The sequence below is a fragment of the Allobosea sp. TND4EK4 genome (assembly GCF_900156025.1).
Taxonomy (GTDB): domain Bacteria; phylum Pseudomonadota; class Alphaproteobacteria; order Rhizobiales; family Beijerinckiaceae; genus Allobosea.
In genome coordinates, this window is sequence record NZ_FTMO01000005.1 from 21,087 (window position 1) to 46,780 (window position 25,694).

The 25,694-nt window shown below is 68.2% G+C and carries 24 protein-coding genes; 4 read left to right on the top strand and 20 right to left on the bottom strand.

Annotated elements, in window-relative coordinates; translation table 11 throughout:
* Positions 1 to 15: 15 nt before the first annotated feature.
* Positions 16 to 1,341, top strand: coding sequence for an MFS transporter (locus BW981_RS10900; protein WP_076439037.1), 1,326 nt, complete (start codon positions 16 to 18; stop codon positions 1,339 to 1,341).
* 14 nt (positions 1,342 to 1,355) lie between these two features.
* On the opposite strand, the gene BW981_RS10905 is transcribed toward BW981_RS10900, so the two are convergent.
* Positions 1,356 to 2,147, bottom strand: coding sequence for an enoyl-CoA hydratase (locus BW981_RS10905; protein WP_076439512.1), 792 nt, complete (start codon positions 2,145 to 2,147; stop codon positions 1,356 to 1,358).
* A 524-nt stretch (positions 2,148 to 2,671) separates the two neighbouring features.
* Here BW981_RS10905 and BW981_RS10910 point away from each other — a divergent pair.
* Positions 2,672 to 2,827: a DUF1127 domain-containing protein gene (locus BW981_RS10910; protein ID WP_139333722.1), complete on the top strand. Its 156-nt coding sequence runs from the start codon at positions 2,672 to 2,674 to the stop codon at positions 2,825 to 2,827.
* A gap of 181 nt (positions 2,828 to 3,008) precedes the next feature.
* A complete protein-coding gene (trmFO, locus tag BW981_RS10915; RefSeq protein WP_076439039.1) occupies positions 3,009 to 4,430 on the top strand; it encodes a methylenetetrahydrofolate--tRNA-(uracil(54)-C(5))-methyltransferase (FADH(2)-oxidizing) TrmFO in 1,422 nt (473 codons plus the stop codon).
* Between the two features lie 121 nt (positions 4,431 to 4,551).
* Here the strand turns inward: trmFO and BW981_RS10920 are convergent, their stop codons facing one another.
* The 5 genes from BW981_RS10920 to yajC all read right to left on the bottom strand — a co-directional run bounded on the left by BW981_RS10920 (position 4,552) and on the right by yajC (position 8,993).
* Positions 4,552 to 5,460 (bottom strand): phytoene/squalene synthase family protein, encoded by a 909-nt coding sequence (locus BW981_RS10920; RefSeq protein ID WP_083712296.1) that lies wholly within the window; start codon positions 5,458 to 5,460, stop codon positions 4,552 to 4,554.
* A 92-nt stretch (positions 5,461 to 5,552) separates the two neighbouring features.
* The gene (locus tag BW981_RS10925) at positions 5,553 to 5,930 is read right to left on the bottom strand and encodes an Mth938-like domain-containing protein (RefSeq protein ID WP_076439041.1); all 378 of its coding nucleotides are present in this window, start codon (positions 5,928 to 5,930) and stop codon (positions 5,553 to 5,555) included.
* Positions 5,931 to 5,942: 12 nt separating this feature from the next.
* On the bottom strand, positions 5,943 to 6,908 hold the full coding sequence (gene secF / locus BW981_RS10930; RefSeq protein WP_076439043.1) for a protein translocase subunit SecF: 966 nt from the start codon (positions 6,906 to 6,908) through the stop codon (positions 5,943 to 5,945).
* Positions 6,909 to 6,989: 81 nt separating this feature from the next.
* Positions 6,990 to 8,600: a protein translocase subunit SecD gene (secD, locus tag BW981_RS10935; protein ID WP_076439045.1), complete on the bottom strand. Its 1,611-nt coding sequence runs from the start codon at positions 8,598 to 8,600 to the stop codon at positions 6,990 to 6,992.
* Between the two features lie 66 nt (positions 8,601 to 8,666).
* Complete coding sequence (yajC, locus tag BW981_RS10940; RefSeq protein WP_076439047.1) at positions 8,667 to 8,993, bottom strand: preprotein translocase subunit YajC; 327 nt, start codon at positions 8,991 to 8,993, stop codon at positions 8,667 to 8,669.
* A 282-nt stretch (positions 8,994 to 9,275) separates the two neighbouring features.
* On the opposite strand from yajC, the gene BW981_RS10945 reads away from it, so the two are divergent.
* Entirely contained in the window at positions 9,276 to 10,163 is an 888-nt protein-coding gene (locus BW981_RS10945; protein ID WP_076439048.1) for an ATP-binding protein, read from the top strand.
* A gap of 223 nt (positions 10,164 to 10,386) precedes the next feature.
* On the opposite strand, the gene BW981_RS10950 is transcribed toward BW981_RS10945, so the two are convergent.
* The 14 genes from BW981_RS10950 to argS form a co-directional block, all read right to left on the bottom strand.
* Positions 10,387 to 11,763, bottom strand: a complete 1,377-nt coding sequence (locus BW981_RS10950) for a LysM peptidoglycan-binding domain-containing M23 family metallopeptidase (RefSeq protein ID WP_076439050.1) — start codon at positions 11,761 to 11,763, stop codon at positions 10,387 to 10,389.
* 139 nt (positions 11,764 to 11,902) lie between these two features.
* Positions 11,903 to 12,565 carry a protein-L-isoaspartate O-methyltransferase family protein gene (locus tag BW981_RS10955; protein WP_076439051.1) on the bottom strand — a complete coding sequence of 221 codons (663 nt, stop codon included), beginning with the start codon at positions 12,563 to 12,565 and terminating at the stop codon, positions 11,903 to 11,905.
* Between the two features lie 121 nt (positions 12,566 to 12,686).
* A complete protein-coding gene (gene surE, locus BW981_RS10960; protein WP_076439053.1) occupies positions 12,687 to 13,448 on the bottom strand; it encodes a 5'/3'-nucleotidase SurE in 762 nt (253 codons plus the stop codon).
* A 4-nt stretch (positions 13,449 to 13,452) separates the two neighbouring features.
* Entirely contained in the window at positions 13,453 to 14,874 is a 1,422-nt protein-coding gene (gene serS / locus BW981_RS10965) for a serine--tRNA ligase (RefSeq protein ID WP_076439055.1), read from the bottom strand.
* 257 nt (positions 14,875 to 15,131) lie between these two features.
* Positions 15,132 to 15,935: a twin-arginine translocase subunit TatC gene (gene tatC, locus BW981_RS10970; protein ID WP_076439057.1), complete on the bottom strand. Its 804-nt coding sequence runs from the start codon at positions 15,933 to 15,935 to the stop codon at positions 15,132 to 15,134.
* A complete protein-coding gene (tatB, locus tag BW981_RS10975) occupies positions 15,932 to 16,630 on the bottom strand; it encodes a Sec-independent protein translocase protein TatB (RefSeq protein WP_076439059.1) in 699 nt (232 codons plus the stop codon). Before tatB ends, tatC begins: the two co-directional genes overlap by 4 nt.
* 103 nt (positions 16,631 to 16,733) lie before the next feature.
* A complete protein-coding gene (locus tag BW981_RS10980; protein ID WP_076439061.1) occupies positions 16,734 to 16,976 on the bottom strand; it encodes a twin-arginine translocase TatA/TatE family subunit in 243 nt (80 codons plus the stop codon).
* Positions 16,977 to 17,058: 82 nt separating this feature from the next.
* Entirely contained in the window at positions 17,059 to 18,174 is a 1,116-nt protein-coding gene (locus BW981_RS10985) for an ABC transporter ATP-binding protein (RefSeq protein WP_076439063.1), read from the bottom strand.
* Positions 18,175 to 18,198: 24 nt separating this feature from the next.
* Positions 18,199 to 18,897, bottom strand: coding sequence for an SMC-Scp complex subunit ScpB (gene scpB / locus BW981_RS10990; protein ID WP_076439065.1), 699 nt, complete (start codon positions 18,895 to 18,897; stop codon positions 18,199 to 18,201).
* Positions 18,894 to 19,724, bottom strand: a complete 831-nt coding sequence (locus BW981_RS10995; protein ID WP_076439067.1) for a segregation and condensation protein A — start codon at positions 19,722 to 19,724, stop codon at positions 18,894 to 18,896. The genes scpB and BW981_RS10995 overlap by 4 nt, the downstream gene beginning before the upstream one ends.
* 51 nt (positions 19,725 to 19,775) lie before the next feature.
* Positions 19,776 to 20,777: a beta-N-acetylhexosaminidase gene (nagZ, locus tag BW981_RS11000; RefSeq protein WP_076439069.1), complete on the bottom strand. Its 1,002-nt coding sequence runs from the start codon at positions 20,775 to 20,777 to the stop codon at positions 19,776 to 19,778.
* 132 nt (positions 20,778 to 20,909) lie between these two features.
* Positions 20,910 to 22,004: a TRAP transporter substrate-binding protein gene (gene dctP / locus BW981_RS11005; RefSeq protein ID WP_076439071.1), complete on the bottom strand. Its 1,095-nt coding sequence runs from the start codon at positions 22,002 to 22,004 to the stop codon at positions 20,910 to 20,912.
* A gap of 148 nt (positions 22,005 to 22,152) precedes the next feature.
* Complete coding sequence (locus BW981_RS11010; protein ID WP_175624096.1) at positions 22,153 to 23,715, bottom strand: SPOR domain-containing protein; 1,563 nt, start codon at positions 23,713 to 23,715, stop codon at positions 22,153 to 22,155.
* A gap of 99 nt (positions 23,716 to 23,814) precedes the next feature.
* Positions 23,815 to 25,578 carry an arginine--tRNA ligase gene (gene argS / locus BW981_RS11015; protein ID WP_076439517.1) on the bottom strand — a complete coding sequence of 588 codons (1,764 nt, stop codon included), beginning with the start codon at positions 25,576 to 25,578 and terminating at the stop codon, positions 23,815 to 23,817.
* Between the last annotated feature and the right edge of the window lie 116 nt (positions 25,579 to 25,694).

The following is a 25,694-nucleotide window of genomic DNA, read 5'->3' on the forward strand; positions in this document are numbered from 1 at the left end:
ACGAGGAAGCCCCTGATGAGCGCGCAAGCAGCGTCCCCCTTGGAAACGCACCTCACCGACGAAAAGGGCCGGGACCATGTCTCGCCGGGCGAGATCGCCATCGGCGTGATCATCGGCCGCACCTCCGAGTATTTCGACTTCTTCGTCTTCGGCCTGGGCTGCGTGCTCGTCTTTCCGCAACTGGTCTTCCCGATGGAAGACCGGCTGACCGGGACCATCTATTCCTTTGCGATCTTCGCGCTGGCCTTCCTGACCCGCCCGATCGGCTCGGTCCTGTTCATGGAGATCGACCGGCGTTACGGGCGGGCGACCAAGCTGACGATCTCGCTCTTCCTGCTCGGCGGCTCGACGGCCGCGATCGCCTTCCTGCCGGGCTACGAGACCATCGGTGCCTGGTCCGCGATCATTCTCTCGGTCTTCCGGCTGCTGCAAGGCATCGCGCTCGGCGGCGCCTGGGACGGGCTGTCCTCCCTGCTGGCGCTCAACGCCCCGACCGAGCGGCGCGGCTGGTACGCGATGTTGCCGCAGCTCGGGGCGCCCATCGGCTTCATCCTCGCGGCCGGCCTCTTCGCCTTCTTCGAGGGGGCGCTGTCGACGCAGGACTTCATCGGCTGGGGCTGGCGCTACCCCTTCTTCGTCGCGCTGACCATCAACGTCGTGGCGCTGTTCGCCCGGCTGCGCATGGTCTCGACCCATGAATTCGCGCAATTGATGGAGACGCGCGAGCTGATGCCGACGCCGGTCCTCCAGCTGGTGCGCAAGCGCGGCAGCGCGCTGGTGCTGGGAGCCTTCGTGCCGCTGGCCAGCTTCGCGCTGTTCCACCTCGTCACGATCTTCCCGGTGAGCTGGATCAACCTCTTCACCAACCGCTCGGTCTCCGAGTTCATGATCGTGCAGATGGCGGGCGGCGTCGTCTGCGCGGGCGCCATCGTGACCTCCGGCCTGATCGCCGACCAGATCGGCCGCCGCAAGGAGCTGATCCTGTCGGCGGGGCTCGTCGCGCTGTTCAGCGTCAGCAGCATCGTCGCCCCGCTCCTCTTCGGCGACAGCCTCGCCGGTCAGACGGTCTACGTCATCATCGGCTTCGGCCTGCTCGGTCTCTCCTACGGCCAGACGGCCGGCGCCGTCGCCTCGAGCTTCGGTGTCCAGTACCGCTATACGGGCGCGGCGCTGACGCACGACCTCGCCTGGCTGATCGGCGCGGGCTTCGCCCCCCTGGTCGCCCTGACGCTGTCGAGTCAGTTCGGCCTGGCCTGGGTCGGGGTCTACCTGCTGTCGGGCGCGGTCTGCACCCTCGTGGCGCTCTGGCTCGACCGCCGCATCGAGGCTCGCTACGGCTAAAGCTCTGAGGCGGGTCAGCGCCCGCGCCACACGGGCGGGCGCTTGGCGAGGAAGGCTTCCATCCCCTCGCGGAAATCGGCGCTGGTGTAGCAAAGGCCCACCAGATCGTCGCCGTCGAGGCCCTGTGCGGAGGCCGCAACAAGCCGGCGCATCGCCTCCTTCGTCGCTCGCAATGTCAGCGGCGCATGACCTGCGATCACCGTCGCAAGCTCGCGTGAGCGCCTCATCAGCGCCGCGTGATCGGCCAGAAGCTCGCTGTAGAGCCCGATGCGCCGCCCCTCCTCCGCCTCGACGAGCCGGGCAGTGAAGACGATGTCCTTCACCAGGGCCGGGCCGAGCAGCGCGGCGAGACGCGCATAATTCGCCATCGACAGGCAGTTGCCGAGCGTGCGCGCGATCGGGAAGCCGAAGCGGGCGCTCTCGGCCGCGATCCGCAGGTCGCAGGCAAGCGCGATCGCCGCGCCTCCACCCGTGACCGCCCCGGCGATCGCCGCGAGCGTCGGCACCGGACAGCGCTCGATCGCATCGATCACCGCCTCGATCTTCTGCTCATAGGCCAGCGCGTCCTCGGCCGTCGCGAAGCTGCGGAACTGCGCGATGTCCGTCCCGGCCGCGAAAGCCTTGTCGCCCGCCCCGGTGACGACGATGACGCGCGGGTCCCCATGCGCCTGCGGCGCCCGGCAGATCGCGGCCAGCCCGTCATACATGCCGTAGGTCAGCGCATTGCGCGCCTGCGGCCGGTTCAGGGTGACCGTGCCGATTCCATCCGCGACCTCGTAAAGAATTTCCGCATCCATCCCGGCCATCTCCCTCAGCTGCGGCCAGCGGAACCTCCCGACCGGCATCGCGCAAGACAAAAGTGATCCGTGGGCGCCCCCAGCGGCCGGAGGCGAAGGTCACCCGGCGAACGAAGCTCGCCTGCGAAACAGGCTCAAAGGCCTGGGCGACAGCACGCACAGCGGAGTGATCGATTGCAGCTCGGCCATCCAGGGTGCGTCATTTTGCAATGCGGGATGATCTGGCCACGGCCAGTGCTCTTCAACGGCGCCAAGATGGCGTCGTTTTCAGCAGGGCTATGATCGACCACAGCCGGATTGGCATAAACGCCTACCAAAAAGGCATAAAATTCGTCTCATTTGAAACCAGATACCCGCTGGACGCAGGCAGCTCCCACATTTCTGACCTGTTCCTTAAGGTCGTATGCGCAAGGCGCATAACGGAACTGAAATGGGGCCTCTGTAAAAGGCAGGCCGCCTGAGTTATATGCAGTGCACAACGAAATTATCGCTGTGGGCGCCGCCCCGGTCCGGAATTCGCAAGGAAGACCAACATGTTCGTCACCATGATCGCCGCCAAGATCCGCGCTTACCTCCGCTATCGCGAGACGGTTCGCGAGCTCTCCCGCCTGACCGATCGCGAGCTCGACGATCTCGGCCTGTCGCGTTCGGAAATCAGCTTCATCGCCCGCACCCACGCCGCGGTCTGAAGACTTCGATCTGAACCGCCGCGCAAGGGTGCGTCGCGTTCCGTGTAGTTTCTCCTGAGGCTCGTTTCCCCCTCCCCTCGAGCTTCGGTCGAAGAGCGAATGCCCGCCTCACGGCGGGCATTTTGCGTTTCCGGGGTCGCTTTTGCTTGACCTTCCGCCCGGCTGCGGACACATCCCGGCCATGACAGCCCAGACCCCCAAGCCCGTTCATGTCGTCGGCGGCGGCCTCGCCGGTTCGGAAGCCGCCTGGCAGATCGCCAGCGCCGGCGTTCCGGTGATTCTGCACGAGATGCGCCCCGTCCGGGGGACCGACGCCCACAAGACGCACGGGCTGGCCGAGCTCGTCTGCTCCAACTCGTTCCGCTCGGACGACTCGTCCAGCAATGCGGTGGGCCAGTTGCATTGGGAGATGCGCCGGCTCGATTCGCTGATCATGGCGAAGGGCGATGCCCATCAGGTGCCGGCAGGCGGCGCGCTCGCCGTCGACCGCGACGGCTTCTCGGAAGCGGTGACGGCAACGCTCGAAGCTCATCCGCTGGTCACGATCGAACGCGGCGAGATCGAAGGCCTGCCCCCGGCCGACTGGGACAATGTCGTCGTCGCCACCGGCCCGCTGACCTCGCCAGCGCTCGCCCAGGGCATCCTCTCGCTGACGGGCGCGGATGCGCTCGCCTTCTTCGACGCGATCGCCCCCATCGTCCATTTCGAATCGATCGACATGGACACCGCCTGGTTCCAGTCGCGCTACGACAAGGCGGGCCCGGGCGGCACCGGGGCCGACTACATCAACTGCCCGCTCGACCGCGACCAGTACGAGGCCTTCATCGACGCGCTGCTCGCCGCCGAGAAGACCGAGTTCAAGGAGTGGGAGGGCACACCCTATTTCGACGCCTGCCTGCCGATCGAGGTCATGGCCGAGCGCGGCCGGGAGACCTTGCGCTGGGGCCCGATGAAGCCGGTCGGCCTCACCAACAGGCACAATCCCTCGGTGAAGGCCTACGCCGTGGTTCAGCTGCGGCAGGACAATGCGCTGGGCACGCTGTTCAACATGACCGGCTTCCAGACCAAGCTGAAATATGGCGAGCAGGCCCGCATCTTCCGGATGATTCCCGGGCTGCAGAACGCCGAATTCGCCCGTCTCGGCGGCATCCACCGCAACACCTATCTCGATTCGCCGAAGCTGCTGGACGAACGGCTGCGCCTCAAGGCCGATCCGCGCCTGCGCTTCGCCGGCCAGATCACCGGCTGCGAGGGTTATGTCGAGAGCGCGGCCATCGGCCTGCTTGCCGGCCGAATGGCGGCGTCAGAGCGGTTGGGCCGCGAGTTGCCCCTGCCGCCGGCCACGACGGCGCTGGGTGCACTCGTCAACCACATCACCGGCGGCCATATCCAGACGATCGACGAGGGGCCGCGCTCCTTCCAGCCGATGAACATCAATTTCGGCCTGTTCCCGCCGATCGAGGGCGTCGCCAAGACAGGGCCGGACGGCAAGCGTCTGAAGGGCCCCGCCAAGAGCCTCGCGCGCAAGCAGGCACTCACCGTGCGGGCCAAGCAGGTCATGGATGAGTGGGCTGGGAGCGGACAGGCGGAAGCGGCCGAGTGAAGCGCTTCTCCGTCTTGGCGAGGAGCAAAGCGACGAAGCAACCCAGGCAGACCGGGTGGAACGCTCAACGCGGTCTGCCTGGGTTGCTTCGCCTCGCTCGCAATGCCGGCCTCGGCCGGCCCTAGCTCCGCCGCGCCGCTCGCCAGACGATCCATTGCCGCCGCCAGGCCGGCAGGGTGATGATGCTGCGATACGGGTCGTAGCCCGACCGCTCCATCTGCCGCAGATAGGGCTCGACCAGCGCGACGGGCAGGAAGGCGGATTTCACCGCCGCCGGAATCGTGTCCGTCAGGCTCGTCAACCGCGTCAGATGATTGCGCGCGATCTCCCGCAGCTCCTTCAGCGTGTAGAGCACGCCCGGGCCCCCTCGCCCGCGGACGATGTCGTCGCGGATGACGCCGTTGCGGGCCAGGATGTCGGCCGGCAGATAGACCTGCCCCTCCGCCGCATGCCACGGGAAGGCGCGCATCAGCCCGGTCAGCGCATAGGCCACGCCGGCATGGCCGGAGGCCGTCGCCCCGCCGGGGTCGCGCCCGCCCGCCAGCACGATGCAGGCGAGCCTGATCAGAGCGCTCGCTGTCTCTCCCGCATAGCCCTCCAGGTCGCGCAGCGAGGGCATCGGGTCGTCATAGAGGTCGAAGGTGCGGGCATCGATCAGGTTCGTCAGCGGCGCGATCGGCAGGCGATAGCGCTTGACCGTGTCGAGCAGAGCCGCTGCGACCGGGTGAGCTTGCACCTCGCCGTTCGGCTGCCCTTCGAGCAGGTCGCGCCACCATTGCAGCCTGACCTCGCCGGGCAAAGGCTCGCTGACCAGCGCCCTCACCCGAGCGATCTCGAGGCTGAAGGCATAGAGCGCGAAGAGCCCGTGGCGCCGTGCCTCGGGCGCATAGAGGCAGGTGATGTAGCGGTCATGGTCCTGCTCGCGGACCAGCGACGCGCAATGGGCGTAGGCGTCGGGCAGGCGCGCCGGAAGCGCCTCGTCGGGCTGGACGGTCTCGATCTTGGGCGTGGTCTCGCCTGGACCCGTCATCGCGGCATCGCTTTCATCGTCCCAGTCTAGGACAACGGCGCCCGCTTCGCTACGGTTGCGGAAACCGGACGGGCGAAACGTCGCAGGGCGGCTCAATCGACCGCGATCAGCGCCGCCGCCACCCGCCTGTCCTCGGCCACCAGTACATTGTAGGTCCGCGCCGCCGCCCCGGTCGCCATGCCCTCGACCGTGATGCCTGCGGCCTTCAGAGGCTCGCGCAGAGCCGGCGGGATGAAGGCGATGTCCGCGCCGGTCCCGATGATCAGGAAGTCGATGGCGCCGGCTTCGTCGAGCACCGGCTGCAGGCTCTCGACCGTGACCTCCGAGAACAGCGCCGGCGTCCAGATGCGGATGCCGGCCGGCGTCGCCAGGATCGAACCCTTGTGGCTCATCTCGGCGAAGCGGAAGCCACCGGCGCCGATCGCATCGAGCGGCCAGCGGCCAGGAACGAAGCCCTCGAAGCGCGCCATCCCGGCGCCGCCTCAGCCGGCCTTCGGCTTGGCGCCGGCCGGGGGCTTCCCGCTGGCCTTCTCGCGGGCTTCCTCGCGCGCCCCCTGGCTGCGGACGTCCATGTAGAGCAGCACCGGCGTCGAGATGAACATCGCCGAATAGGTGCAGACCACGACGCCGAACAGCATCACCAGCGCGAAGCCCTCGATCGCGGTGCCGCCGAAGATCACCAGCGCCAGCAGCGAGAGGAAGGTCGTCGTCGCCGTCATCGCCGTGCGCGACAGCGTCGAGTTCACCGAAAGGTCGAGCAGCTCGGGGATCGGCATCGTCTTGTAGCGGCGCAGCAGCTCGCGCGTGCGGTCGAACACCACGACCGTCTCGTTCAGCGAATAGCCGACGATGGTCAGGATAGCCGCGATCGAGGTCAGGTTGAATTCGAGCTGCGTGATCAGGAAGAAGCCGATCGTCAGCACGATGTCGTGCAGCGTGCCGACGATCGCGCCGATCGCGAGCGGCATCTCGAAGCGGAACCAGAGATAGACCAGCACGCCCATGATCGCGAGGACGACGCCGAGCGTGCCGGCCTGCACCAGTTCGCCCGAGACGCGCGGCCCGACCGTCTCGACGCGGCGGAAATCATACTCGGCCGAGAACGCGTCGCGCGCCTTCTGGACCACCGCCTGCTGGGCGCTTTCGCCGCCCGGCTGCAGCGCGAAGCGCATCGACAATTCGTTGCCGCCGCCAAACTCCTGCACCTCGCTCTCGCCGAAGCCGAGGCCGTTCGCGGTCTGGCGGACCTTGGCGATGTCGACCGCGCCGGACTTCGCCTGCATCTCGATCAGCGTGCCGCCCTTGAAGTCGATGCCGAAATTCAGCCCGACGGTCAGGAAGAGCACGATCACCAGGATCGAATAGGCGGCCGACAGCGGGTAGCTGAACCGCCGGAACCAGACGAATTTGAAGCGGGTATTGTCGGGAACGATGCGAAGCAGGCGCATGGCCGATCTCCTCGGAGCATTTTCAAGCGAAGTGGCGGCCGGTTCGCGTGAAGAAAATGCGATAAATCAAAAGGGCTTGCGTCAGAACGGAAGATGCTTGGGCTTGGCCCAGCGATACCAGAGCGCGATCAGCATCCGCGTCAGCGTCACCGCCGTGATGACGGTGGTCAGGATGCCGAGGATGAAGACGACCGCGAAGCCGCGCACCGGGCCGGAGCCGAGCGAGAACAGCGCGACAGCCGCGATCAGCATGGTCACGTTGGAGTCGATGATCGTCGCGAACGCGCGCTGGAATCCGGCCTCGAGCGCCGAGACCAGGCTGCGGCCGGCGTGCTCCTCCTCGCGCATGCGCTCGTAGATCAGCACGTTGGAGTCCACCGCCGTGCCGATGGTCAGCACGATGCCGGCGATGCCAGGCAGCGTCATCGTGGCTCCGAGCAGCGACATCAGGCCGAAGATCAGGCAGACATGGACCAGCAGCGCGATGCTGGCGATCAGGCCGAACACGCCATAGGTCGCCAGCATATAGATCACCACCAGCACGGTCGCGATCAGCGTCGCGAGCTTGCCGGCATGGATCGAGTCGGCCCCGAGGCCCGGGCCGACCGTGCGCTCCTCGACGATGGTCATCTTGGCGGGCAGCGCGCCGGCGCGCAGCAGGATCGACAGGTTGTTGACCTGCTGGACGGTAAAGTTGCCCGAGATCTGGCCGGAGCCGCCGGTGATCGGCGACTGGATGACCGGGGACGAGATCACCTTGTTGTCGAGCACGATCGCAAGCGGCCGGCCGAGATTCTCGGTGGTGATCTGGCCGAAACGCTGGGCGCCGCGGATGTTGAAGCGGAAATTCACGATCGGCTGGCCGGTGCGCGAATCGAAGGAGGGCTGCGCATCGACGAGGTCGGCGCCATCCACCACGGGCTGGCGCAGCACCGGAACCGGCTGGCCGCCGGCATCCTGGGAAGGCAGCATGTCGACATCCGAGCTGGTGGCGTCGCCGACGAGGCGGAATTCCAGCTTGGCGGTGTCGCCGAGGATCTCCTTCAGGCGCTGCGAATCCTGCAGACCCGGCACCTGCACCAGGATGCGGTCGAGGCCCTGGCGCTGGATGTTCGGCTCGGTCGTTCCCAGCGCGTCGACGCGCCGGCGCAGCACTTCCATCGCCTGCTCGACGGCGCGGCGGATGCGCTCGTTGGAGCCGGCTTCCGTGACACCGAGCTGGACCAGCCCGTCCGGCTGCTCCGTGATTGCGATGGACTGGTTCCCCGAGGGTCCGAAGGCGCCCAGGGTCCCGACCGGCTGCGCGAGCTCGCGCAGCTTCGGCATTACGCGGGCCCGCTCGTTGGCGTCGGGAATGCGGACCTGCACGCCACGCGTCGTGGTCTGGATGCCGCCGGGGATGCTGACGCGTTCCTCGCGCAGGATTCGGCGCGTGTCGTCGCGCAGCTGCGTCACCTGGCTCCGGACGAGATCGGCCCGGTCGATCTCGAGCAGCACATGCGAGCCGCCCTGCAGGTCGAGGCCCAGCACCACCGCGTGGGTCGGCAGCAGGAAGCGCGGGATCCAGGACGGAGCATTGGCCTCGATCGACCTGCGCGTCTCCGGCGAGAACAGGTTCGGCACGGCGAGCCCGCAGCCGAAGATCAGCACGAGCAGGACGAGAATGACCTTGCGGGCCTGGAGACGGAGCATCTGCGGATCAAGCCTTGTTGAAAGGCCGGCTCTTCAAGGAGCCGGCGGTCGTCTCTTGCAGTCGGCTCAGCTCTTGACCGGCTCGGTCTTCGAGCGGACGTCCTGGATCATGCCGCGCACGATGCGCACCCGCACGCCCTCGGCGATCTCGGCCTCGACTTCCGCATCGTCGATGACCTTCGAGACCTTGGCGATCAGCCCGCCCGAAGTGACGATGGTGTCGCCGCGGCGAACGTTCTTGATCAGCTCCTGATGGGCCTTGGCCCGGCGCTGCTGCGGACGGATGATCAGGAACCACATGATGACGAAGATCAGCAGGAACGGCACCAGCTGGATCAGCATGTCGGTGCCGCCACCGGCGCCCGGGACCTGGGCAAAAGCGGGAGTGATCACAAAAGGCTCCTTAGGGTACGGCGGCTGATGCCGCCGGCCACGGTTCGGTCGAATTCGGTGAAGCGCGGGCGAACGCCTGCCCCGGCCGCAAAATCGCGCGGACTATAGCCAGCAACGCCGTGAAATCAATCGGACATGCCTCGGAGTCGAGGCCGCATCTCACCTATGGCCTCGGCTCTCGCCGCGCAATGCTCTTGCGCAGGACGCTCGACAGGATTTATCTGGTCGCTCAGCCGTACCGGACGGTACGGTACGGTTGACCGAACCGCGGAACTGCTCCTGATGACATTGACCGCCGACGCCGCCAGCGACCCCACGCTCGCCGCCCTGTTGCGCATTGCCGCCGCGCTGGAGCGGCTGGCCCCGCCCGCGCGCAAGCCGCTCGACCTTTCAGCCGCCGACGCTTTCGTCTGGCATGCCGGCTCCGCCGAGCTCGTGCCGGTGCAAAGGGTCAACCGCGTCGCGCTTTCGCTGCTGCGCGGCGTCGATCGCGTCCGCGACACCCTGGCCGAGAATACCGAGCGCTTCGCCAGGGGGCTGCCCGCCAACAACGTGCTGCTCTGGGGCGCGCGCGGCATGGGCAAGTCCTCGCTGGTCAAGGCGGTGCACGCCGACACGAACCAGCATCTTGCGGTCGGCGAAAGGCCGCTCAAGCTGATCGAGATCCACCGCGAGGACATCGAGAGCCTGCCCGCCCTGATGGGTCAGCTCCGCAGCGATCCGCACCGCGCCATCGTCTTCTGCGACGATCTGTCCTTCGATGGCGACGACACCTCCTACAAATCGCTGAAGGCGGCGCTCGACGGCGGCGTCGAGGGCCGGCCCGACAATGTCGTGTTCTACGCCACCTCGAACCGTCGCCACCTGCTGCCGCGCGACATGATGGACAATGAGCGCGCCACCTCGATCAACCCCGGCGAGGCGATCGAGGAAAAGGTCTCGCTCTCCGACCGTTTCGGACTCTGGCTCGGCTTCCACAAATGCAGCCAGGACGAGTATCTGGCGATGATCGACGGCTATGTCGCGCATTTCGGCCTCGCCATCGCGGCCGAGGAATTGCGCCGCGACGCGCTCGAATGGGCGACGACCCGCGGCTCCCGCTCCGGCCGCACGGCGTGGCAATATATTCAGGACCTCGCCGGCCGGCTGGGGAAGCGGCTGGAGGGCTGAGGCCTCGCCGTCATTCTCGGGCGAAGCCCAGCTTCGACCCGGGATTCTCAGGCTGCAGCACTTCCGGCCGGAGGTGCTCGGGCCGAGCCCGAGCATGACGCCCCTTCACGGCTGGCGAAAAAGCAAAACGGGGCGAGCCATCCTTGGCTCGCCCCGTTCCGATTCGATCGGGAGGGTCTCGCGATACCGACCGAAGATCCAGGCTCCTGGGAGCCGTCGATGCTCAGTTGTTGAGGTAGGGCGTCGGGTCGACCGGGGTCGAGCCCTTGCGCAGTTCGAAATGGAGCTGCGGCGAGGAGACGTTGCCGGTCTGGCCGGAACTGGCGACGACCTGGCCACGCTTGACCGTGTCGCCGCGCTTCACCTTGAGCTCGCCATTATGCGCATAGGCCGAGACATAGCCGTTCGGATGGCGGATCAGCACGAGATTGCCATAGCCCTTCAGCTCGCTGCCGGCATAGGCGACGGTGCCGGCCTCGGCGGCCTTCACGGGGGTGCCGTCCGGCACGGCGATGTTGAGGCCCTCATTGCCGCCCTTGCCGGCAAAGCCGGTGATCACGCGGCCACGCACCGGCCAGCGGAAATCGGCCTTGTCGCCGCTGGAGCCGGCATCGTCCTGCTTGGGCAGGCTGGCAGTGGTCTTCGGGTCGGCGGCCGGCGCAGCCTCCGCCTTGGGCGCGGCAGCGGGTGCCGGCGTCGCCGCAGGCTTGGGCTCGACGGCCGGGGCGCTCGCAACCGCCACCGCTTTGGCCGGCTTCTCGGCGGGCACGGCGGCGACCTTGGCGGGCTTGGGCTCGGCCAGGGGCTTGGTCGTCGCGGCATGGGTCATGGGAGCAGCCTTGCGCGCCTCTGCCTTGGCCTTGGCCTCGGCGGCGAAGCGGGCTCGCGAATCCCTCATTGCCTGCGCATCGGCGGCGGCCTTGGCCTTCGCCTCGGCCTCGCCGGCCGCCTTGGCCTCCCTCGGCGAAGGCGCCTGAGCGGCGGCGACGGGACGCTGGGCCGGAGCCGCACCGCGCACGAACCCGCGCGGCTCGGCGGAAGCGACGCGCGGGGCCGGCGTGGCCGGGGCAGCGGCGACGGCGCTTGAAGCGCTCGCATTATAGACGGGAATGGTGATGCGGGTGCCCGGCGCGACATTGCCGTTCGAGAGACCGTTGGCGGAGAGCAGCGCAGCCCGCGGCACGCCATAGCGCGAGGAGATCATGTCGATCGTCTCGCCCTGCGCGATCACGACAGGCGTACCGCCCTGCGCGGTCCAGCCTGCGGCGCCGCCGCCGGACGGCTGCGGTGCCGCCATCGGCGCAGGCGCGGCCGGCGCCGGGATCGGGGCACTGGCGACCGCCTGCGGCGGAGGCAGCGCCTGCGAGCGCACGACGGGCGAAGACGGCACGGCCTGCACCGGCGCGGAGCCGATCGATCCGGTGGTCGCCGGATCGCGCATCGTCGCCGGGGCCTGCGCGGTCCGGAACGGATTGTCGAAAGGGGTTTCGGTGAAGCGCACAGCATCCGACGAGCAGGCGCTGACGCCGAGGGCAAGCAGGCACACCGTGGAAAGGCGGCTGAGGATGCGGATATCGACCGATCCGGCTTGTCTGAACATGGGCAGAGTACTCGCGAACGACGCAACTCGATGACCGCGATTAAAGTCCTGTTCAGGTTACGAAAGGGTTTCCCCGCGGAAAGGCCGATTCATTTTTCCGGATTTTTTTGCCGCTCGCGAGCAGGCAGGCGGATGACCGCTACAGAGCCTGGGCGCGGCCGGGAATCAGCGGCGGCAGGCGCACGGCCGGACCCAGCGCATGGTCGAAATGGTCCTCGTCCAGCCGGGTCACCACCACACGCCGGGCAGCGCCCTCGACCCGCAGCGCCCCGACCAGACGCCCGCCGGGCGAAAGCCGGGCCAGCAGCGCCTCCGGCACCGAGTTGGTGACGCCGTTGACGAGGATCCGGTCGAAACGCCCGAGCGTCCGGTCCGGCTGGAAGCCGTCGGCGTGGCGCATGTCGACCGTCTTGCCGAAGCCGCTGCCGGAGACGCGCTCATGCGCCGCCAGCGCCAGCGAGCGATAGCGCTCCAGCGAAACCACCTCGCCACCGAGGGCGGCCAGCAGCGCCGAGACATAACCGGAGCCGGTCCCGACCTCGAGCACCCGCGCGCCGGGCTGCATGTCGAGCGCGATGAGGAGATTCGCGACTGTGAACGGCGCCGTCATCGTCTGTCCGCAAGGCAGCGGCACGGACACGTCCTGCCGCGCGAGGTCGGCGAAGCGTGAGGGCGCGAATCGGTCCCGCGGCACCCGTTCCATCGCCCGCAGCAGCGGCAGGTCGCGCACGCCCCTCGCCCGTAATGACAGCAGGAAGGCGACGGTGCGCTCGCCCTCGCTGGCGGGCAACTCCTCGGTCATGGAGGACCCCGTTTGCGTCATTGCGAGCGCAGCGAAACAGTCCTGGAGGACCGGGCTGAACTGGCCGCCTCGGTCCCCTGGATTGCTTCCTCGCTGCGCTCCTCGCAATGACGGGGAGCCATCACCCGAAGACCCGCGCGAAGCGTGTCAGCGTCGGCTCATGCGTCAGGTCGAGTTCGAGCGGCGTCACCGAGATGCGGCTTTCCGCGAGCGCCTTCAGGTCGGTGCCGTTGCCCGGCTCCCTGCGGCTGCGCTGGAAGGCGATCCAGTAATAGGGATTGCCGCGCCCGTCCTGCCGCGGCTGCAGTTGCAGCAGCTCCTGGTCGCGCCGCCCCTGCACCGTCACCGCCACGCCCTTGACCGCGTCGGGGGCCACGTTCGGGAAGTTCAGGTTGAACAGCACATCGGCCGGAATGCCCTCCGCCAGCAGCTTGCGCAGGATTGCGGGCGCATGCTGCTCGGCGCAGTCCCAGCGGATCTGGTTGCGGTCGCCGGGGCCATAGGCCTGGCTCATCGCCACCGAGGGAACTCCCAGCAGCGTGCCCTCCATCGCCGCGGCGATGGTGCCCGAATAGGTCACGTCCTCGGCGACGTTGGAGCCGCGATTCACGCCGGAGAGCACGAGGTCGGGCCGCGCCTCGACCATCACCGAGCGCACCGCCATGATCACGCAATCGGTTGGCGTGCCGGCGACGGCATAGCGCTTCTCGGCGATCTGCCGCAGCCGCAGCGGGTTCGACAGCGACAGCGAATGCGCGACGCCGGACTGGTCGGTCTCCGGCGCCACGACCCAGACATCGTCGGAGAGCTGGCGCGCGATGCGCTCCAGCACCTCGAGGCCCTCGGCATGGATGCCGTCATCATTGGTGACGAGGATGCGCATGGCTTCAGGCCGCCTTCTCGATGCGGGTCACGCCGCGCATATAGGGCACCAGCACGTCGGGCACGGTGATCGAGCCATCGGCGTTCTGGTAGTTCTCCATCACCGCGATCAGAGCGCGGCCGACCGCCGTGCCCGAGCCGTTGAGGGTGTGGACGAAGAACGGCCCCTTGCCGTCCTTCGTCTTGTAGCGGGCGTTCATGCGCCGGGCCTGGAAATCCCCGCAGACCGAGCAGGACGAGATCTCGCGATAGGTCTTCTGCCCCGGCAGCCAGGCCTCGATGTCCCAGGTCTTCTGCGAGGCGAAGCCCATATCGCCGGTGCAGAGCGTCATGACGCGATAATGCAGGTCGAGCTTCTTCAGCACGGCCTCGGCGCAGGCGAGCATGCGCTCATGCTCCTCGCGGGATTTGTCCGGCGTCGTGATCGAGACCAATTCGACCTTCTCGAACTGGTGCTGGCGCAGCATGCCGCGCGTATCGCGCCCGGCCGAGCCCGCTTCGGCGCGGAAGCACGGGGTCAGCGCCGTGTAGCGGCGCGGCAGTTCCTCCTCGGAGAGGATCGATTCGCGGACGAGGTTCGTGAGCGGGACTTCGGCTGTGGGGATGAGCCAAAACTGTTCGCTGGTATCCGCGTGCTCAAGCAGGCTCTGCACAGTGGCCAGCGCCGAGCCGCCCGCGGGGATCTCCTGATCAAGATTAGCAAGAATCTCATTCAGTCGGTTGCCGCGCCACTCCATATCGGCCGCCATGAACTGGTCGTCCCGGAACTTCGGCAGCTGCGCGGTTCCGAACATGACCTCGTCGCGCACCATCAGCGGAGGCATCACCTCGGTATAGCCATGCTCTCCCGTGTGCGTGTCGAGCATGAACTGCCCGATCGCCCGCGAGAGCCGCGCGATCTGGTTCTGGAGCACGACGAAGCGCGAGCCGGAGAGCTTGGCCGCCGTCTCGAAATCCATCTGGCCGAGCGCCTCGCCCAGCTCGAAATGCTGCTTGGGATCGTTGACGCCCCGCAGCAGCCCACGCTCCTCCGGCTTCACGCCATGGACATGCAGCACGACATTGTCGTGCTCGTCGGCACCATCCGGCACGTCGTCGAAGGGAATGTTCGGGATCGCGGCGAGCTGCTGCTCCAACGCGTCCTTGGCGGCCTTCTCGTCGGCTTCCAGCGCTGGCTGCGCGTCCTTCAGCGCCGCGACCTCGGCCTTGAGCTGGTCGGCGAGCGCGACATCCTTCGCGCCCATCGCCCTGCCGATTTCCTTGGAGAGGGCGTTGCGGCGCTCCTGCGTGGCTTGCGCCTTGCCGATGGCGGCGCGGCGCTCATCGTCGAGCGCGAGCAGCGACGACGACAGCGGCTCCAGCCCCCTGCGCGCGAGCCCCTTGTCGAACGCCTCGGCGTTCTCGCGAATCCAGCGGATGTCGTACATCGTCTTCGGCCATTCAGCGCTGCGGAGTGCAGCGCTGATGCTCTAGACCGGGAGCGCGCGGGAGGGAACAGGCAACCTCTCTCGCCAATGGCTCCGGAACCTCCTCGTCATCCCGGCCGGAGCGAAGCGGAGCACCGGAAACCATCTTACGGGCGGCGAGCTCGACGATGGATCCCGGATCGGCGCCGCTTCGCGGCTTGTCCGGGATGCCGGTGCGGTTCCACCTCCCTGAAGAGATCGGATGTCGGGACCCGCCGCTACTGCGCCGCCGTCTCGTCCGGCTGCGGCTTGCGCTCGACCCGGCGCACCGAGAAGATCGAGAGCTCGTAGAGCAGCAGCATCGGCACGGCGAGCATCAGCTGCGAGATCACGTCGGGCGGGGTCAGCACCGCCGCGACGACGAAGACGAAGACGATCGCGTAGCGCCGCTTGTCCTTCAGGAACTGCGAATCGATGATGCCCGCCTGCCCCAGCAGCGTCAGGATCACCGGCAGCTGGAAGGCGACGCCGAAGGCGAAGATCAGCGTCATGATCAGCGAGAGATATTCGCTGACCTTGGGCAGCAGCGCGATGCCGGCCTGGGTCTCGGTCGCGGCCTGCTGCATGCCGAGCGAGAACTTCATCAGCACCGGCATGGCGAAGAAGAACACCAGCAGCGCGCCCGCCGTGAAGAACACCGGCGTCGCCACCAGATAGGGCGCGAAGGCCTGCTTTTCGTTCTTGTAGAGGCCGGGCGCGACGAATTTGTAGACCTGCGTCGCAATCACCGGAAAGGCGAAGAAGCCGGCGCCGAAGGCAGCCACCTTGATATGGGTGAACAGCAGCTCCAGCGGGCCGGTATAGATCAGCTGCGCGTTGGCCGCGTTCCCGGCCGCCCAGACATAGGGCATCACCAGGATGTTGTAGATCTGCGTCGAGAAGCCGAAGCAGATGAAGAACATGATCAGGAAGGCGATCAGCGACTTGATCAGCCGCGAGCGCAGCTCGATCAGATGGTCGAGCAGCGGCGCGCGGGAGGCCTCGACCTCGTCCTCGCCGTCCCGTGGATTGGCGACGCTCATGCCGAGTTCTCCTCGTTCTTGGTCTCGGCAGAGGTGTCGGCCTTCGGCTTGCGCCTGCGCACCGGCTTGGCCGGGGCGGGTTCGGCCACGGCCGTGACCTCCGGAAAGGGCGTGTCCGCCTCTTCCGGCGCATCGGTGACGACCTTGACGCTGCGCTTGCGCGCCGGCTTGGCCGGCGCCTCGGGCTCGGGGCTTGCCGCGGCGGCCTGCTCCGGTTGAGCCAGCTCCGGCGCCGGCTCCTCGGCCTTCGCCTTGCGGGCGCGCTTGGGCTTGGCGGCCGGCAGCGCGTCCACCTCCGGCGTCGGGGTCTCGGCTGCGATATCCAGCGGCGGCAGCTCCGGCATCGGCAGGTCGGCGAGCTTCGCCTCGGCCTGCTTCAGAGCCTCTTCCTCGGCCTTGGCGGTTTCGGCCGTGCTGGGCGCGGCGAATTCCTTCGGCTGATCGATCGGCTTGTAATCGCTGTTGAAATTGTTCGAGACGGAGCCGCCGACGTCCTCGACCTGCTTCTTCAGGTCGGCGAGCTCGGCCTCGCGCATCGCCTCGTTGAACTGGCCCTGGAACTCGGTTGCCATGCGGCGGACCTTGCCGATGGTCTGGCCGACCGTGCGCAGGACTTTCGGCAGGTCTTTGGGGCCGATCACGACCAGCGCCACCGCGCCGATCAGCACCATCTCGCTCCAGGCGATGTCGAACATCGACGGTTCTTCCTATCGGCGCGCCGCCCTCCGGTCCCCATTCGGACCGGCGAGCGGCATCAGCGCATCAGCGACGAGAGCGGCCCGGCGGGCCGCAAGGGCATCAGGCCTTGTGCTCGGCCTTGGCCTGGGCCTCGGCCTGCGCGTTGCTGGCCTTGACGTTGTCGATCACCTTGGGATCGACGGTGGCGCCCGGCGTCGGCTCGTCATCCTCCGCCATGCCCTTCTTGAAGGATTTGATGCCCTTGGCGACATCGCCCATCAACTCGGACACCTTGCCGCGACCGAACAGCAGCATCACGATGACGCCGACGACGATCCAGTGCCAAATGCTCACGCCACCCATGGCGAACTCCTCCGAAAATGGGTTTCAAAGGGGCTGGCACCAACCCGATCGCCGGCCCCGGTCGATCGTTCGGCGGCGGAACCTATTGATCCGCCGCCGGAAACACAAGGACTTCCTCGGGCGCGATCACGACGCCGACCTCATCGCCGACGATCATGGTTTCCGGCAGCGAGGTCCGCACCGCCAGGGGCCGCTCCAGCCCCTCGACCGCGACGAGCGCATGGTCGGCCTCGCCGAGGAAACGCCGCCCGGTCAGGCGACCCGCCAGCCCCTGCCCTGCAGCCGTGATCCGCACCCGATGCGGCCGGATGCACGCCACCGCGGCCGAGCCCTCTCCGAGATGCGGCACCGGCCAGCGGCCGAAGGGCAGCGAGACGGCGCCGCCCGAGACACGCGCCTCGATCTCGTTGAAGTCGCAGAAAAATCGGGCGGCAAAGAGGCTTTCCGGGCGGCGATAGAGATTCTCGGCGGTCCCCATCTGGACGATCCCGCCCGCCCTCATCAGCACGATCCGGTCGGCGATGCGCATGGCGTCCTCCGGGTCGTGGGTCACGATCATCGCGGTGGCGCCGGTCTCCCGCAGCAGCGCCGCCGTCTCCTCGCGCACGGCGTCGCGCAGCCGCCGGTCGAGATTGGAGAAGGGCTCGTCCATCAGCAGGACGCCCGGGCGCGGCGCGATCGCGCGCGCCAGCGCCACGCGCTGCTGCTCGCCGCCGGAGAGCATATGCGGGTAGGATTCGCTCAGATGCGCGAGGCCGACACGGTCGAGCGCGCGCATCGCCACCCGCTGCGCCTCCGCCGCCCGGTCGCCGCGCAGGCCGAAACGAACGTTCTCGATGACGCTGAGGTGCGGAAACAGGGCATAATCCTGGAAGACGAAGCCGATACCGCGATGCTCGGGTTCGACGAAGGCGGCCGGCGCCGAGACCTCGCGCCCGTCCAGCAGCACCCGGCCCTCGGTCGGCCGCTCGACGCCCGCGGCGAGCCGCAGCAGCGTCGTCTTGCCGCAGCCGGATTGGCCGAGAAGCGCGACGATCTCGCCCGGCTTCACCGAGAGCGAGAGATTCGACAGGGCCGTCACCGAGCCGAAGCGCTGCGTCAGAGCCTCGAAGCCGAGCGCCCGGGGGATCGCAGCGCCCATCGTGCCGCGCTGTCCCCAGCTCCGCCACCCGCTCGTCTTCACGCTGCTCGACGCCATCGTTTCCCTGAGGTCTTAAGGCCGTCACCCCTGTTGCGGGCCGCCCTCGCCATCGTCAAGCGGCGAGAACAGGTCCCCCAGAGGGTCCTCGTCGTCGCGCAGGGAGGGATCGTCGTCGGGGACCGGCACGCCGAGGTCGCGCGTCAGGCGCCCCTCGACGAGCCCTGCCCCCTTCAACTCGTCGAGCCCCGGCAGGTCGTCGATCCGGTCGAGCCCGAAATGGTCGAGGAAGCCGGGCGTCGTGCCGTAGGTTACCGGCCGCCCGGGCGAGCGCCGCCGCCCGCGCAGCCGCACCCAGCCCGCCTCCAGCAGGATGTCGAGCGTGCCCTTGGCGGTGGCGACACCGCGAATCTCCTCGATCTCGGCCCGGGTCACCGGCTGGTGATAAGCGATGATCGAGAGCACCTCGAGCGCGGCGCGCGACAATTTGCGGGGCGGCTCGGCCTCGGCCGCGAGGAGATAGCCGAGGTCCGGCGCCGTCCGGAAGGCCCAGCCGCCGGCGACCTGCCGCAGATTGACGCCGCGCGGCCGGTAGAGCGCCGCGAGATGCGCCAGCACGGGCTCGACCGCGATGCCGGCCGGCACCGAGCGCGAGAGCACCTCCGCCGAAAGCGGCACGGCCGAGGCGAACAGCAGGGCCTCGACGATGCGCAGCGCCAGAGCGAAGGCCTCGTCCTCGGCATCGCCCTGCGGTTCTCGCTGCCCTGCCGCTGCCCCGTTCATGGCGTCTCTCCGCCCGCGAAGGGCAAGGCCGGCGGCCGCGCCGAGCGGCGGCGGATGCGGATCGGCGCGAAGGGCTGATCCTGCCGCAGGTCGAGCAGGCCCTCGCGCGCCATCTCCAGCATCGCCGACAACGCCGAGGCTCGCACGGTGGCGGCCATCGCCTTGGGCGGCAGGCCGTGACGCTGCATGTATTGCATCAGATAGGGGTCGATCTCGGTCCAGTCACCGGCCTCGCCGACGAGCCGCTGCAGCGCCTCGCGCGCCTCGACGAGCGACCAGACGACGCGATGGCCGACCGAGAGATGCCCCTGCACCCGCTTCATCCGCTGCTGCGCATAGGCGGCCAGCAGGTCGTAGAGCTCGGCTTCCCAGACGGGCCGTGCGCCGGCCACGACCTCCTCCGGCGCCCCCCGTGCGAAGACGTCCTGCCCCAGCCGCTCACGCGCCGAGAGCCTGTTCGCGGCCGCGCGGATGGCTTCCAGCCGCCTGAGCCGCAGCGCCAGCGCGGTCGCCAGATCGGCCGCGCTCGGCTCGTCCGCCTTGGGCGGCTCGGGCAGCAGGAGCCGCGATTTGAGATAGGCAAGCCAAGCCGCCATCACGAGATAATCGGCGGCGAGTTCGAGCCTCAGCGCGCGCGCCTCCTCGACGAAGGTGAGATACTGCTCGGCCAGCGCCAGGATCGAGATGCGGTGGAGGTCGACCTTCTGCCGGCGCGCCAGGTCGAGCAGCAGGTCGAGCGGTCCTTCATAGCCATCGACATCGACGAGCAGCGCCGGCTCGTCCCCGGGGCGCGCGCGATCCTCCTCGAATGGCAGTTCGGCCGTCATGCTGGCCTTAGCTCCCCTTGCCCGGCAGGCAGGTTCGGCGGTTCAGGTTCCCTAGGCAAGCACCGCCGCGATCTCGGCCCTCGCCGCGTCAAGATCGACCGGCTCCGGCTCGTGCCGGATTCGGCCGAGGGCGGTGGCCGCGCGGCGGGCGCGCGCACCCGTCATCTCCGGAACCGCCCCGGCGATGGCGACCATTTCCTCCATGATGCCGTGGCAATGCAGCACGACATCGACACCCGCGCGGATCGCCGCCCTCGCCTTCGCCTCGAAGGAGCCCGACAGCGCCTTCATCGAGATGTCGTCGGTCATGATCAGCCCGTCGAAGCCGATCTCGCCCCGCATGATGTCGCGGACGATCCGCCTGGAGACGGTCGCGGGGTGTTTGGGATCGAGGGCGGTGAAGACGACATGCGCCGTCATCGCCAGCGGCATGTCGGCGAGATGGCGGAAGGGGCGGAAATCCTGCGCCCGCAGTTCCTCCAGCGTCGCATCCACCACAGGCAGGTCGTGATGGCTGTCGGCGCGCGCGCGGCCATGGCCGGGCATGTGCTTGACCACCGGCAGCACCCCGCCGGCGATCAGCCCCTCCGCCGCGGCGCGGCCGAGCCGGGTCACCTCGTCGGGGTCATGTGCATAGGCACGGTCGCCGATCACGTCATGGCTGCCGGCGGCGGGCACGTCGAGCACGGGCAGGCAGTCGACATCGATGCCGACCTGTCTGAGGTCATGCGCCATCAGCCGCGCGGAGAGACGGACCAGCTCGCGCCGCCGCAGCGGATCGTTGATGCCGAGAAACGCGCGCGCCGACGGGTATTTCGGCCAGTTCGGGGGAGCCATGCGCTGCACGCGCCCGCCCTCCTGGTCGATCAGGATCGGCGCATGCCACCCGACCGCCTCGCGCATCTCGGCGGTCAGCGCGGCGACCTGCTCCGGCGTCTGCGTGTTCCGCCGGAACAGGATGAAGCCCCAGGGGCGGGCATCCCGGAAGAACGCCCGCTCGTCGGCGGAGAGGCTCGTGCCGAGGCAGCCGGCGATGAAGGCGCGTGAGGTCATGGTCGAGGGGTAGGAAGCGTCGCGGGCGCGGTCAAGCGCGACCCGTCATTGCGAGGAGCAGAGCCACGAAGCAATCCAGGGCCGCGTCTGTCGGTCTGGATTGCTTCGCTGCGCTCGCAATGACGATGCGTATCAGCGCATCTGCTGCGCCATCTGGGCGTTGAACGCGTCGAAGGGCAGCTCGGCGACACGGAACCAGAGGTTCTCCTTCTTCCAGTACGGCAGGAAGGAATCATAGAACGTCTTGAACTCGGCGTTCTTCGCGGCGAGGTCGGCATACATGGCGAAGGCCTCCTTGAAGGCCGCCGCCATCACCTCCTGCGGGAAGGGCCGCAATTCGGCCCCCGTACCGGCAAGCCGGACCAGCGCGTCGGGGTTGCCGTGATCGTATTTGGCGACGCACAGCGCATTGGCCTCGGCGCAAGCGGCCTCGACGATCGCCTTGTAAGCGGCCGGCAGCGCGTTCCACTTCTCCAGGTTGACGAGGAAGCTGACATTGGCGTTCCCCTCCCAGAAGCCGGGATAGTAGTAGTACTTCGCGACCTTCTGGAAGCCGAGCTTCTCGTCGTCATAGGGCCCGGAGAACTCGACGGCATCGAGCGTGCCGCGCTCCAGCGCCGGATAGATGTCGCCGCCCGCGATCTGTTGGGGCACCACGCCGAGCTTGGACATGATCTGCCCGCCGAGGCCGGCAATGCGCATCTTGAGGCCCTTCAGGTCCTCCAGCGACTTGATCTCCTTGCGGAACCAGCCGCCCATCTGCGCGCCGGTATTGCCCGAGGGAATCGTGTAGAGGCCCTGCTTCTTCATGAAGGCGCGGCACAGTTCGAGCCCGCCGCCGGCATAGAGCCAGGCGTTCTGCTGGCGGGTGTTGAAGCCGAAGGGCAGCGAGGTCTCGAAGGCGAAGGCGGGGTCCTTGCCGATATAGAAGCTTGAGAGCGTATGGCTGCATTCGACCGTGCCGTTCTGCACGGCGTCGAGCGCCTGCAGGCCGGGCACGATCTCGCCCGGCGCGAAGACCTGGATCTGGAAATTCCCGTCAGTCGCCTCGGAGACGCGCTTGGCGACCTGGGTCGAGAGGCCGAACAGCGTATCGAGGCTCTTCGGATAGCTCGACGTCAGCCGCCAGCTTACCTTCGGCTGAGACTGTGCGATCGCTGGCGCTGCGATCGCTGCGCTGCCGGCGGCCCCTGCCCCGGCGACCTTGACGAATTGACGGCGATCCATGGCGTCCTCCTGAATCGGCGCGCGCTCCGATTGCGGCGGCGCCTGTTGAAGGCTTCGTCGCATGAGGAGGTCGCGCGCCGCAAGGCCGGGGCCGCCAATGAAAAAGGCGGCGCCTGGGCGCCGCCTCCATATTCGACCGACAGGGCGATCAGTTCTTGGCGATGAAGCACTGGCCGCCGGCGGCCTGAAGCTGCGTGCACATCGAGGTCGCATCCTCGCGCGAATACGGGCCGACGCGCAGACGGTAGACCGTCTTGCCCCCGGCGAGATCGGTCTTGCGGACGATCGGCGAGGTTCCGCCGAGCACGCTGCCATATTTCTTCTGCAGGGCCGCGAACGTGGCACGGGCCTCCGCCTCGCTGCCCGGCGCGGCGAGCTGGACGACGAAGTCACCGGTCCCCGCGCGGGCGGCCGGCGCCGCCGGAGCCTGGGCCGGCGGCGCGCTGGCGAGCCGCGTCGGCGCAGCCGGCGTGGTCGCGGCCGAAGGGGTCGTCGCAGGTGCGGACCGAGGCGCGGCAGGCGCCGCATTGGCCGTCGCGTTCGGCAGGGTCGCCAGGCCGCGCTGGCCGGTCGAGCCGGTGGCGAGCGGCTGGCTCGGCAGGGGCGCAGCGTTGGCGGCAGGCGCCGGCGTGCCGTCCGGGCGAATCGCAACCGTACGAACCTTGCGCGGCTCACCGAGCCCCGGCACCGCCGGCATGGGGGTCAAGGCCGGCTCCGGCTGAACGATGCTGCGTTCCGGTGCGGCCGGAGCGGCGGCGAGCGCCGTGCCCGCCGTTCCCGGGCCTGGCATCACCACCCGCGGCGGCAGCGAGCGCGCCGCCTGCTGCACGTCGACAGGCTGCTCCTCGTTGCTGACGACCTTTGTCTGGCCCTGCGGCTGCTCCGCCGTGCGCTCGTAGATCTGCTTGTTCTGGTTCGGAATCTCGGTGCCGCCCGGATTGGTCGGCTCGACCTTCACCGGCCCCTTGTCGGCAGTGATGACGGGCGGCGCGCCGTTCGTGGTGCTGGAGCCGCCACGCAGCGCCATCCAGCCGCCGACGCCGAGCACGCCGACCGCGATCACCGCGGCGGCCGCCCAGAGCCCCTTGCGGGAGCGGCGCGGCTCCAGCTCCGGAAGCTCGTCCTCGGCATAACCCTCTTCGCCGGCCTGTCCCGGCTCGTAGCCATGCCCGGAACGGGCCTCGGCATAGACCGGCTGCTGGTAGTAGCTCTGCCCGTCGTCGAGATCGCGCGCCTGGTGCAGCATGTCGGGCGTCGGCGGAGCCGGCCGCCCATATCCCGCCGGCTGCGACGCGGTCTGCCGATAATCGTCATAGGCACCGGCGTCTTCGTGCCGCTGTTCCGGCTCCGCCTCATAATGGCCTTGAGCCTGGGCCGGAGCCTCTACAGGCCGCCTCGGCTCGGTGCGGCGCAGCAAAGCCTCGAATTCATCGAGCGCGCCGCGCATCTCGGCGGGCGGCATCGTCGGCGCCGCCGCAGGCGCCCGGGGCGGAACGACGCTGAAACCCGGCTCCTGACGGGCCGGCTGCGGCGCGGGCGCGCGCCGCTCGGAGAAGATGTCCTTCAGGGGATCGTCCTGACCGACGATGCGCGTCAGCTCGGCGAGCGGATCGCTCTGCTGGCCGGGGCGCGGCGCCTGCCCCGCGGAACGGAGCTGACGCTCCAGATCCTCGAGGTCGAGCGCAAAACGGTTTCTTGCTGGCTCACTCATGGCACGATCCATTCCAGCACGAGCCGCTGCTCGATCACGAGACAAGCGAAAACCCGCGCGGTCAACCTGACCTTGTGCGCGCCGGCGGAAAATCGCCCGTCAGCGCATCTCTTCCGGCGCCGCAACTCCGGCGACAGCCAGACCGGAAGCAAGAACGCCGCGCACTGCATGCACGAACGCCAATCTCGCCAAGGTCGACTTTCGATCAGTTTGATTAACGAACCGTAATTGCGGCGAGTCTTTGCCCTTGTTCCAGAGCGAGTGGAACGCGCTGGCCAGTTCATGAACGAAAAAACCGACGCGATGCGGCTCATGAGCAGCCGCTGCGCCTTCGATCACCCGCGGGTAAGCCGCGATGATCTTGAGGATACCGACCTCCGCCTCGTCCGTCAGGATCGAAAGATCGGCCTGCGACAATGCGGCAGGCGACAGGTCGAGATCGGGAAACGCCTCGCGCGCCTGCCGGAAGATCGAGGCACAGCGCGCATGGGCGTACTGCACATAGAAGACGGGATTGTCCTTCGACTGCTCGACCACTTTAGCAAGGTCGAAATCCAGGGTCGCGTCGTTCTTGCGGAAGATCATCATGAAGCGGACCGCGTCGCGGCCGACCTCGTCGATCACCTCGCGCAGGGTGACGAAGTCGCCCGAGCGCTTCGACATCCGCACCTGCTCGCCGTTGCGCAGCAGCCGGACGAGCTGGCACAGCTTCACATCCAGCGCCCCCTGGCCGTCCGTCACCGCCTTCACCGCCGCCTGCATGCGCTTGACGTAGCCGCCATGGTCGGCGCCCCAGACGTCGATCATCTCGGCATAGCCGCGGGTAAACTTCGAGCGGTGATAGGCGATGTCGTTGGCGAAATAGGTGTAGCTGCCGTCGGATTTCAGCAGCGGCCGGTCGACATCGTCGCCGAACTGCGTGGCACGGAAGAGCGTCTGCTCGCGGTCTTCCCAATCCTCGTCCCTCTGGCCCTTGGGCGGCGGCAGACGGCCCTCATAGACGAGGTCGCGCGCCCGCAGATCGGCGATCGTTTCCCCGACGGCATCCTTGTTGCAGTCAACGGCCTGCAGCGAGCGCTCGGAAAAGAAGACGTCGTGCACGACGCCGAGCGCGGCGAGATCGTCGCGGATCATCGCCATCATGCCGTCGATCGCCGCCTGCCGGACGAGCGGCAGCCATTCGGCCTCCGGCTTGTCCTTGAGCGAGGGGCCATGGGCCTTCGCCAGAGTCTCGCCGACCGATTTGAGGTAGTCGCCGGGATAGAGCCCCTCGGGGATCGTGATCGTCTCGCCCAGCGCCTCGCGGTAGCGCAGGAAGGCGGAGCGGGCGAGCACGTCGACCTGCGCCCCGGCATCGTTGATGTAATATTCGCGGGTGACGTCATGGCCGGCGAAGGCGAGAATGTTGGCCAGCGCATCGCCGAAGACGGCGCCGCGGCCATGGCCGACATGCATCGGCCCGGTCGGATTGGCGGAAACGTATTCGACGTTGATCCTGGGCTGCGGCTTGGCGCGGCCACGCCCGTAATCGGCCCCCGCCTCGATCGCCGTCTTCAGGATGGCGGTGAAGACGGCCGGCTGTAGCGTCAGGTTGATGAAGCCGGGGCCCGCGATCTCGGCCTTGACGATCTCGGCGTCCTTCGCGAGTTCCTCGACCAGGAGCCCCGCCAGCGCGCGCGGATTGGTGCCCGCTTCCTTGGCGAGAACCATCGCCGCATTGGTGGCGAGATCGCCATGCGCCGGATCCTTGGTGGGCTCGACCACCACACGCGAGAGGTTCAAGCCAGCGGGCAGCGCCCCACGTTCCGCCAGCGCGGCGAGAGCGGCATGGATGCGGGCGGAATAGGTCTCGAACAGGTTCATCGCGGTCATCTTCGGGCTCGGCCAGTGCGGCCCTCGCCGGCGGCGAGCAGCCTCTCCTCAGCCCTCATCCTGAGGAGCGAGCTCAAGCTCGCGTCTCGAAGGATGGTCCAGGAGGC